11 protein-coding genes and 5 tRNA genes are annotated in these 8821 nt (G+C 70.6%); 8 read left to right on the top strand and 8 right to left on the bottom strand.

Features of this window, described 5'->3' with window-relative positions; translation table 11 throughout:
- Nucleotides 1–147: 147 nt before the first annotated feature.
- Nucleotides 148–627 (bottom strand): TIGR02611 family protein, encoded by a 480-nt coding sequence (locus ACFU53_RS44175; protein WP_384005546.1) that lies wholly within the window; start codon nt 625–627, stop codon nt 148–150.
- A gap of 191 nt (nt 628–818) precedes the next feature.
- Here ACFU53_RS44175 and ACFU53_RS44170 point away from each other — a divergent pair, with 191 nt between their 5' ends.
- Nucleotides 819–1232 (top strand): SsgA family sporulation/cell division regulator, encoded by a 414-nt coding sequence (locus tag ACFU53_RS44170; RefSeq protein WP_004002642.1) that lies wholly within the window; start codon nt 819–821, stop codon nt 1230–1232.
- Between the two features lie 297 nt (nt 1233–1529).
- Complete coding sequence (locus tag ACFU53_RS44165; RefSeq protein WP_384005542.1) at nt 1530–2090, top strand: CGNR zinc finger domain-containing protein; 561 nt, start codon at nt 1530–1532, stop codon at nt 2088–2090.
- An 82-nt stretch (nt 2091–2172) separates the two neighbouring features.
- Here ACFU53_RS44165 and ACFU53_RS44160 read toward each other — a convergent pair whose 3' ends face one another.
- Both ACFU53_RS44160 and ACFU53_RS44155 read right to left on the bottom strand, forming a co-directional pair.
- Nucleotides 2173–2325: a hypothetical protein gene (locus ACFU53_RS44160; RefSeq protein ID WP_189785967.1), complete on the bottom strand. Its 153-nt coding sequence runs from the start codon at nt 2323–2325 to the stop codon at nt 2173–2175.
- A gap of 180 nt (nt 2326–2505) precedes the next feature.
- Nucleotides 2506–2958 (bottom strand): hypothetical protein, encoded by a 453-nt coding sequence (locus ACFU53_RS44155; protein WP_384005540.1) that lies wholly within the window; start codon nt 2956–2958, stop codon nt 2506–2508.
- Nucleotides 2959–3117: 159 nt separating this feature from the next.
- Between ACFU53_RS44155 and ACFU53_RS44150 the strand changes: the two genes are divergently transcribed.
- Nucleotides 3118–3636 (top strand): DsbA family protein, encoded by a 519-nt coding sequence (locus ACFU53_RS44150; RefSeq protein ID WP_384005538.1) that lies wholly within the window; start codon nt 3118–3120, stop codon nt 3634–3636.
- 25 nt (nt 3637–3661) lie between these two features.
- Here ACFU53_RS44150 and ACFU53_RS44145 read toward each other — a convergent pair whose 3' ends face one another.
- The 3 genes from ACFU53_RS44145 to ACFU53_RS44135 are packed head-to-tail and all read right to left on the bottom strand — an operon-like array spanning nt 3662 to nt 6401.
- The gene (locus ACFU53_RS44145) at nt 3662–4486 is read right to left on the bottom strand and encodes a GNAT family N-acetyltransferase (protein WP_384005536.1); all 825 of its coding nucleotides are present in this window, start codon (nt 4484–4486) and stop codon (nt 3662–3664) included.
- A 53-nt stretch (nt 4487–4539) separates the two neighbouring features.
- Nucleotides 4540–5361, bottom strand: a complete 822-nt coding sequence (locus ACFU53_RS44140) for an aminotransferase class IV (RefSeq protein WP_384005534.1) — start codon at nt 5359–5361, stop codon at nt 4540–4542.
- Nucleotides 5358–6401, bottom strand: a complete 1044-nt coding sequence (locus tag ACFU53_RS44135; RefSeq protein ID WP_384005533.1) for a chorismate-binding protein — start codon at nt 6399–6401, stop codon at nt 5358–5360. The genes ACFU53_RS44140 and ACFU53_RS44135 overlap by 4 nt, the downstream gene beginning before the upstream one ends.
- A gap of 157 nt (nt 6402–6558) precedes the next feature.
- Between ACFU53_RS44135 and ACFU53_RS44130 the strand changes: the two genes are divergently transcribed.
- From ACFU53_RS44130 to ACFU53_RS44110, 5 genes are all read left to right on the top strand, one after another.
- Nucleotides 6559–6631, top strand: a tRNA-Gly gene (locus tag ACFU53_RS44130).
- Between the two features lie 39 nt (nt 6632–6670).
- Nucleotides 6671–6744 (top strand) — tRNA-Cys (locus tag ACFU53_RS44125).
- Nucleotide 6745: 1 nt separating this feature from the next.
- Nucleotides 6746–6817 (top strand) — tRNA-Val (locus tag ACFU53_RS44120).
- A gap of 40 nt (nt 6818–6857) precedes the next feature.
- Nucleotides 6858–6929 (top strand) — tRNA-Val (locus tag ACFU53_RS44115).
- A gap of 34 nt (nt 6930–6963) precedes the next feature.
- Nucleotides 6964–7035: transfer RNA gene (locus ACFU53_RS44110), tRNA-Val, on the top strand.
- A gap of 78 nt (nt 7036–7113) precedes the next feature.
- Here the strand turns inward: ACFU53_RS44110 and ACFU53_RS44105 are convergent.
- Together ACFU53_RS44105 and ACFU53_RS44100 are read right to left on the bottom strand one after the other, a co-directional pair.
- Nucleotides 7114–7419, bottom strand: a complete 306-nt coding sequence (locus tag ACFU53_RS44105) for a zf-TFIIB domain-containing protein (protein WP_384005544.1) — start codon at nt 7417–7419, stop codon at nt 7114–7116.
- Between the two features lie 87 nt (nt 7420–7506).
- A complete protein-coding gene (locus ACFU53_RS44100) occupies nt 7507–8454 on the bottom strand; it encodes a phosphotransferase family protein (RefSeq protein ID WP_384005531.1) in 948 nt (315 codons plus the stop codon).
- Between the last annotated feature and the right edge of the window lie 367 nt (nt 8455–8821).

The raw sequence follows: 8821 nt of genomic DNA, 5'->3' as shown, positions 1-8821 counted from the left end.
GCTCGGGGATGTGTATAAGAGACACCTCTTCGGTGTGAACGAAGCGCTCTCCCACTGAGCTAATCGCCCGGATGCAGGAAGAACATTACCCCATGTCAGGGGGTGGCTCCGACCATGTTCGGAATCCCCGCGCCCTCCCGTCCGGGATCACTGGTCCTTGATGTTCCAGGGCATCTCGAGGCCGAACTTCCAGACGTAGATACCGACCAGAACGGCCACGATCACCAGGCCGAGCGACGTCAGAATGATGTTGCGGCGCCGGACCTTGGGGTCGAGGGCGCGCTCGGTTGCCTCGGCGACCTTCCGTTTGGTCCAACGGAGAACCAACTGGGCCCAGACGAACTCGGTCGCCCAGATCGCCATGCCGCCGAAGATCACGAGCCAGCCGGGGCCGGGCACTACAAGCATGATCACGCCCGCGACCACCACCGCGAGCCCGACGATGAAGATGGCCACCTGCCAGCTCAGGTGCAGCATCCGGCGCGCTTTGACGAATTCCGGCGCACGAGATCCGAGCGGCGCTTCGTTGTCGGCCACATCGGCCTCACTCTTGGCTACGTCCGTGTCACTCTTCGTTCCGTCGGTCGCCACGGCGACCTCCCCCGTTCCGTAACTCCCCGTGTCCATACAGCCAAACCCTACCGGAGAGAAACCGGTCACCGGAATGGTCGTACCCACAGAAGACGGTCTCGGCCGGATGAGCTACCAAAAGCGACGCAAAACCCCCAGAGGGGTTTACAACGGCACCGTAGGTGGCATGTCGATTTCGCCGACGTGCGAATCCCCGAGCGCACACTGAGCGAAAGGCCTTGGCGCTTATGAACACCACGGTCAGCTGCGAGCTGCACCTGCGCCTCGTTGTGTCGAGCGAGTCCTCACTGCCCGTTCCCGCGGGACTGCGGTATGACACGGCCGATCCCTACGCCGTGCACGCCACCTTCCACACCGGAGCAGAGGAAACGGTCGAATGGGTGTTCGCCCGCGACCTCCTCGCCGAGGGCCTGCACCGGCCCACCGGCACCGGCGACGTCCGTGTCTGGCCGTCGCGCAGTCACGGTCAGGGCGTCGTGTGCATCGCCCTGAGCTCCCCTGAGGGCGAAGCCCTCCTCGAAGCCCCGGCGCGAGCCCTGGAGTCCTTCCTGAAGCGCACAGACGCCGCCGTGCCACCCGGCACGGAGCACCGGCACTTCGACCTCGATCAGGAGCTCTCGCACATCCTGGCCGAAAGCTAGGCGAGGCCCCACAGAGCCGCCCGGCGCCGTCCACTCGGGGAGACGGCTCGGGCTCAGACAACCGAATACGGCTTCAGGCCGACCCACCGACGCCGTCGTCGCGGACCTCCGCGCGGCGGCGTCGCCATGCCGTGACCGAGCGTCACAGAACCTGGGCACCAATCGGGCCCCTGGCCCGTTCCGCTCGTATCAGGGGTGCTCCAAGCCGGTCCACACCGCCCACCGCCGCGCCGAGCCATTACCATCGGCCAGCATCGGCGGGCGCCCGCCCGACCCTCGCAGGCCAGGGAGCGAAATGTGCTGATCACCCACGACACCCGGTGTTCCCTCGACGCCGTGGTGGATCTGGTGAACACCGCGCCGGAGAACGACACGGCGACCGACGGGCTCGCGACCATCGCGGCGCTCGCCGATTTCGTACAGAACCACGAGGTCAGCGATGTCGGCACACTGTCGGAGTTCGATCTCTCGGCCGTGCGCAAGGTCCGCAGCCGGTTCACGGAGGTCTTCGCGGCCCCCGACGCGGGCTCGGCCGCCTCGGTCATCAACGATCTGATCGCCGCGGCAGGCACCACGCCCCGGCTCACCGATCACGACGGCTACGACTGGCATGTGCACTACTTCGCACCCGGCGCGTCGCTCGCCGACCATCTCGCGGCCGACTGCGGCATGGCGCTCGCGTTCTTCGTCGTCGCCGGGGAGCAGGAGCGGCTGCGCCGCTGCGAGGCCCCCGACTGCCGGCGCGCCTTCGTCGACCTCTCCCGCAACCGCTCGCGCCGCTACTGCGACAGCCGCACCTGCGGAAACCGCCTGCACGTGGCCGCCTACCGGGCACGCCGCAAGGAGGCTGCGGGCTGAGGCGGCGGCCGGTCGGCGACGAGGGCGCGTACGGAGGCTGACGGAGCCCTCGACGGGTGACGTCAGGGGCTCCGTTTACAGCTCAGAGCATCAGCAGGTCGTGCAATGACGCCATGAGCAGCAGGCAGCCGATCACCGCTAGGAAGATCATCAGCGGTGGCTGGGAGAGCGCGAAGAGACAACCTCGCCGCTCCTCTGGTGGGGCGGCGGTGTCGCTCTGTGTTGTGTCCAGCATCTCGCCGCGATGATGACGCAGCGGAGACCCTCCGCGCGATCAACCCACCCGGAATGACGGAGAGTTCGCCAATATCCACAACGTACAGAGCGAACGTGATCACTTCGGCGCCGCCGCCCGACCTTCTGTGTCGTTTCAGTCCGCGACACTTCGGGCGGCCGGGCGCCGGGCTCCTCCGGGTCAGATGCCGTGCTTCTTCAGGATCGCCTCGATGTCGCTGAAGTCGTCCGCCGCGGACGTACCCGAACCGGTGGCGCGGGGTGCCGCCGGGCGGGCCGCCGGCCGTGCACCCTGGCCCAGCGAGGGCGCCGCGGCCGCCGGGGCTATCGCCTCGGCGCGGGACGCCTTGGCTTTCTTGCGGTCCTTGCCGGTGACTCCGCGGCGCCGCTCCACGGCGCGGGTGGTCATGAACAGGAACCAGGCGGCACCGAGCACACCGAAACCGGCCCACGCGGTCGGGCTGAACGCGGTGTCGGCCACCCACTCGACGACCCCGGTCATCACCAGGCCGAGGGGCACGAGTGAATAGGCGGCGATACGCGTCGCCCTGAGGAAACGCTTCCGATACGCCGTGATCGCGGCGATGCCCAGGCCTGCCACGGAGACGGCGGCACAGACTGTCTCGGCAATCATCCGGTCCTCCAGGCAGTGTTCGGTCGGGCGGTCTCGTTCCGTCCCTTCCATCCTGCACCGCCACGCGTCCGATATGCCATGGTCCGGGGAGACCTCAGGGACATCTCCGGGTCGTCTCGGGGTCGGCCCCCCTTCCGGGAAGCTGGGAGACTGATCCCCATGAGCGACTCCTCCCCCGTACCGTCCGCCGTCGTCCTGGACGTCTGGTGCGAACTCCAGTGTCCCGACTGCCGCAGCGCCCTCGACGACATCCGCGCGCTGCGGGCCCGCTACGGCGACCGGCTCGAGGTACGGCTGCGGCACTTCCCGCTGGAGAAGCACAAGCACGCCTTCGCCGCCGCGCAGGCCACCGAGGAGGCCGCGGAGCAGGGGCAGGCGTGGCCGTACGTCGAGGCCGTGCTCGGGCGGGTCGAGGAGCTGGACCGGACCGGAGAGCCGTTCCTGGTCGAGGTGGCCCGTGAACTCGGTCTGGACGCCGAGGAGTTCGACACCGCGCTGATCGACGGCCGACACATCCTGATCGTGGACGCCGACCAGGCCGAGGGCAAGGCGATCGGTGTGACGGGCACCCCTACCTACGTCATCGGCGGCGAGCGCCTCGACGGCGGCAAGAGCCGGGCGGGGCTCCGCGAACGGATCGAGGAGATCGCCGACCGGCTGCTGACCGGGGGCGCCTGACCGCCGGGGCGCCTCCCGGCAGCCGTCAGAGCAGCGGCTTGGACAGGTGGTAGACCGTCGTCTCGTAGCCGAGCGATTCGTAGAGGCATTCGGCCCGGAAGTTGCCCGCGAAGACGTTGAGCGTGATGGCGGCTCTCCCTTCCGCCACCGCCTGGGCCTCCGCCAGCAGCATGAGCGTACGGCCGTGCCCCCTGCCCCGGTGTGCGGCGTCCGCCTCCACGTCGTACACGAAGGCGGTGTCGTCGGTCAGCCACAACCACAGCGTGCCGACTCTCGCGCCCTCGTGTTCCAGCACGCTGCACAGGTTGTTCTCGGTGGCCACTCCCTGCGGCAGGCACCGCACGTAGTCGTCGGCGGCCCTCGCGTACGCCTCCGCCTCGGGCACGCCGCGGGTGATCAAATCCTGCGCGTAGCCCTCCAGCCCGGCCTCCTGCCACGGCCCGTACTCGGCCTCTGTCATGGGCCGGCCCCGGCTGCCGACGGGGAGTTCGGGCGGGGTGCCGTCGAGGGGCTTACGCATGCTCCGGTTGCGCAGGACGTAGCCGAGCGCCTGGGTCAGTCGCAGCGCAGGCTCGGCGCCGGCCGGGACGGCCACCTCGATCCGCCGACAACCCCAGCCGCGGGCCACCTCCTCGGCGGCGAGTGCGGCCACCGTGGCCCGGCCGCGCCGCCGGTCCGGCTCGTCGATCCGCAGATCCAGGATCCGGGCGGCCGAGGACCCGGGGTCGGGGCGCGTACCGAGGTGTATCCCGCCCACGGTACGGCTGTTCACGCACACCTGGTAGCGGCGCGAACGCGACCCGTCGGCGGCGTGCTGAAGCGGCTCGAGGGGCCGCAGGGTGGTGGTCATCAGTGGTGTTCTACCCGCTCCGGACCGCCGGGTCAGCCCAATATCAGAGGCTTTTACGGATCGAGGTCGTCGCCGGACCGCTCGTCGAAGACCCGCATGGCCTTGGCCGTGACCGGGCCCGGCCTGGCCGACAACTCGCGGGCGTCGACGCGGTGCACGGACTGCACGTCGCGCAGGCTCGACGTCAGGAAGACCTCGTCGGCGCGGTCCAGGACGTCCAGCGGCAGGTCGGTCTCGCGGGCGCCGGCCCACTCGACGACGAGGGCGCGGGTGATGCCCGCGAGGCACCCGGAGGCGACCGGCGGGGTATGGATCTCGCCGTCGAGGACGACGAAGACGTTGGAGCCGGTGCCCTCGCAGAGCTGTCCCACCGTGTTGGCGAACAGGGCCTCGGTGGCGCCCTGTTCGTGGGCGCGGGCGAGGGCGACGACGTTCTCGGCGTACGAGGTGGTCTTCAGGCCGGTGAGGGCGCCGCGCTCGTTGCGGGTCCACGGGACGGTGATCACGGCGGTGGAGTCGGCGCGCCGGGCGCTCTCGCCGAGGGCTACGACGAGCGTCGGGCCGTGGTCGCCGCGGTCGGAGCCGAGCGGGGAGACCCCGCCGGTGTAGGTGATGCGCAGCCGGCCGAACGCCACCGGATTGGCCTCCAGGACGGCGGAGCAGGCGCGGCGCACCTCGTCGAGGTCGGGCTCGGGCAGGCCGAGTCCGCGTGCCGAGCGGGCCAGCCGGTCGAGGTGGCGGGTCAGCGCGAACGGCCGCCCGTCGACCGCCTTCGCGGTCTCGAAGACGCCGTCGCCCACGGTCAGTCCGTGATCGAGGACGGAGACACGGGCGGAGTCGATGTCCTGCAGCCCGCCGTCGAGCCAGATCTTCACGTAAGGGTCCTCCCACTCGCCTCGTACGTCCCCGACGCTACCGCGAGCAGTCTGGCGGCCTTCAGCTCGGTCTCCAGCCACTCGGCCTCGGGGTCCGATCCCCAGGTGATGCCCGCGCCCGTGCCGAAGCGCAGCTCGCCCGCCGCCCGGTCGATCCAGAAGGTACGGATCCCGACGGCCAGCTCCGCGGTGCCCCGGTCGGCGTCGACCCAGCCGATGCCGCCGGTGTACGGGCCGCGCGGGGCGGTCTCCAGGGCGTCGATGATCCGCAGGGCGCTGGACTTGGGCGCGCCGGTGACGGAGCCGGGCGGGAAGGCGGCGGTGAGCAGCTCGGGCCAGCCGGCGTCCTCGGGCAGTTCGCCGCGGACGAGGGAGACGAGGTGGACCAGCCCGGGGTGCTTCTCGATGACGCACAGGTCGGGCACGGTCACGGTGCCGGTGGCGCAGACCTGCCCGATGTCGTTGCGGACCAGGTCGACGATCATGACATTTTCGGCGTAGTCCTTCTCCAGGAGGTCCGCCTCGGTGCGTCCGGTGCCCTTGATCGGGCCCGACTCGACGATCCGGCCGTCGCGGCGCAGGAAGAGCTCGGGGGAGGCGGTGGCGATCTCGACCCCGTACACCGGGAGGCGAATCGTTCCTGCAAAGGGCGCGGGGTTGCCGCGCGCCAGCAGGGCGGTCAGGGCGTCCACGTCGGCGTCCGGCGCGACGGGCGCGGACAGCACCCGGCAGAGGTTCGCCTGGTACACCTCGCCGGCGGCGATGTGCTCGCGGATCCGGCGTACGCCCGCCGTGTACGCGGCGCGGTCGAGGGACGACGTCCAGTCGTCGACGCCCGGCCCGTGCCAGTCCCCGGGTACCGGAGCGGGTGCGGGTTCGCGACGTACGTCACTGAAGCGCGCGCACACCAGACCGCCCTCGTAGTCCGCGCACACGGCCCAGAAGCCGGAGGAGTCCAGGGCGGCGGCGTCGCTGGTCACATCGGTGAGACCGGTGGCCACGAGGTCGCCGAAGCGGGCGAGCGGAGGGAGGTCGGGCACACAGTCGAGTCTAGGACGGGTGCCCTGCGGGCGGGTCCGGCCGGGTCTCGGACTGGACGCACCGCAGCACGCTGCACAAACGCGTTTTTGTGCTGGCCCCGGAATCCGCTAGAGTTCAACTCGTCGCCGGGTCGCGGAAGCGGGCCGGAAACGACAAGCGGACGTAGCTCAGTTGGTAGAGCGCAACCTTGCCAAGGTTGAGGTCGCCAGTTCGAACCTGGTCGTCCGCTCGCAGGAAGTGGGGGATCTTCGCGAACCCCCGCACTCCTGGTGGAGTGGCCGAGAGGCGAGGCAACGGCCTGCAAAGCCGTCTACACGGGTTCAAATCCCGTCTCCACCTCCAAGGACGATTAGCTCAGCGGGAGAGCGCTTCCCTGACACGGAAGAGGTCACTGGTTCAATCCCAGTATCGTCCACTGAGGCCCGATGGCTTCTGGAGCCGTGAGGCTTCGCCCCGCGCGATTAGCTCAGCGGGAGAGCGCTTCCCTGACACGGAAGAGGTCACTGGTTCAATCCCAGTATCGCGCACGCAAGATCTACAGCCCCCGGGCTGTGACCCCGAGGACGATTAGCTCAGCGGGAGAGCGCTTCCCTGACACGGAAGAGGTCACTGGTTCAATCCCAGTATCGTCCACACGCACCGAGCCCCCGGCCGTCTCGTACGGCCGGGGGCTTCGTCGTGTGTAGGGCTTGGGTGCGCCCTACGCGCGGCTCAGCTGGAGAACAGCATGTGGCCGAAGCCGCGGTTGTGGTGACCGTGGCCCCCGTGGTGGCCCCCCTGGTGACCGCCGTGCGGGGCGCCCCAGGCCGGAGCGTTGTGACCGCCGCCCGCCGGGTACTGCGGAGCGGCCGGCGGCGGGGGAACGGCCGGGCCGCCGCCCCACTGGCCCTCCATGCGGGTCAGCGCCTCCAGCTCGCCGTAGTCGAGGAAGATCCCGCGACAGCCGCTGCACTGCTCGATCTGGACGCCACTTCGGTTGTAGGTGTGCATCGGCGCATGGCACTTCGGACACTGCATGTGCATGGTTCGGGTCAACTCCTCGGCGTTCGGTACTGCTTCGCGTTACGCCAGGACAGACACTGTCCGGCCGCGGTCGGTTGCACCCTACTTCGGGAAAGCGTCGGCCAACTCCGGCGGGATGCCTCCCATTCGGTCACATGCGTCCACAACGGACTGCTGCGCGTCGTCGAGGGGGCTGCCGGCCGCCGTGGACTTCGCGATCGCGAGGGCCGCGGTCTGCACGGTGAGTGCGCGGGCCGGTACGTCCAGTACGGGCCAGGGGTCGCCGTGCGCGGGGACCGCCGGGCCGCCCGCCTGCCGGTAGGCGGTGAGGAAGCGGGTCCACTCGTCGGGCAGGAGGAGGCCGCAGGCGTACCAGGCGGCCGGGCGGGCGAGGTCCCAGGCGGGGTCGCCCACGCCGAGGTCGTCGACGTCTATGAGTCGCCAGGGGCCTGTGGTCGCGGGGTGGCGGACCAGTTGGCCGAGGTGCAGGTCGCCGTGACAGAGGGTGGTCGTGTCGGGCATGGGGGCCTCGGCCCTGGCCCAGGCGGGGAGGGTGCGCCAGGCGCGGAGTACCGGGGCGGCAGCGGGATGGTGGGGTGCGGCGGCCTTGAGGCGGGCGATGGCCTGGGCCGCCTTGGCGGGGCCGCGCATGGGTGGCAGGCCCGGGGGTGGCGGCTGCCGATGGAGTCGGGCGAGGAGGGTGGCCGCCTCCTCCCAGGGAGCCACCTCCGGGACCTCGGGGTCGACCGGGGTGCCGTACGGCCAGAACGTGACGAGGCGGCCGTGGAGGGGAGTCGGGGTGGAGTGGAGGGGGGCGAGGAGGGTGTCGGGGTGGGAGGTCGCGACGGTCAGGCGGAGGGTCAGGTGGGTGGGGTCGGTGTCGGGGGCGTGGGCCTTGGCGACGGTGTCGGCGTGGCGGACGACCGTGCCGTCGGCGCGTTCCGCGAGGACCGCGTCGGGGTGGGAGCAGGGGGTGGATTCGGGGTGGGCCGTGCTTCGTACCTTGGCCTTGAGGGCGGGGAGTACGTCGGCATCGGCGGTGGCGGTCATGGGTCCCCCTGCGAAAGTCGTACGGCGCTGTCGGTGAGCCTACGTTTCAGGTGCGCCGTGCTGGAGGTGGGCCCGGGGGGAGGTCCCGCGGCTCGGCGGTTACGTGGTGCCGCCGCGCCCACCCGTGCCGCCCCAGCGGCACGATTGCCCGCAGCCAGGACAGGCAGACCCCACCCCCGCTGCCGGGTGGGCCCCGCCCCAGCGGCACGAATGTCCGCGGCCAGGACAGGCAGACCCGCCCCTGCCACAGCTGGGGCGCCGCGCCAGCGGCAAGGTTGCCCGTAGTTGGGGCTGGTTGGGGCTGGCTGCGTGCGCCGGGAAACCGGGTAAAAAAAAAGCAACGCCCGCGCAGCTCCCCAGCTGCGCG

This window comes from Streptomyces sp. NPDC057474 (assembly GCF_042802555.1).
Taxonomy (GTDB): domain Bacteria; phylum Actinomycetota; class Actinomycetes; order Streptomycetales; family Streptomycetaceae; genus Streptomyces.
This window is presented reverse-complemented; position numbering and strand designations above follow the sequence as displayed.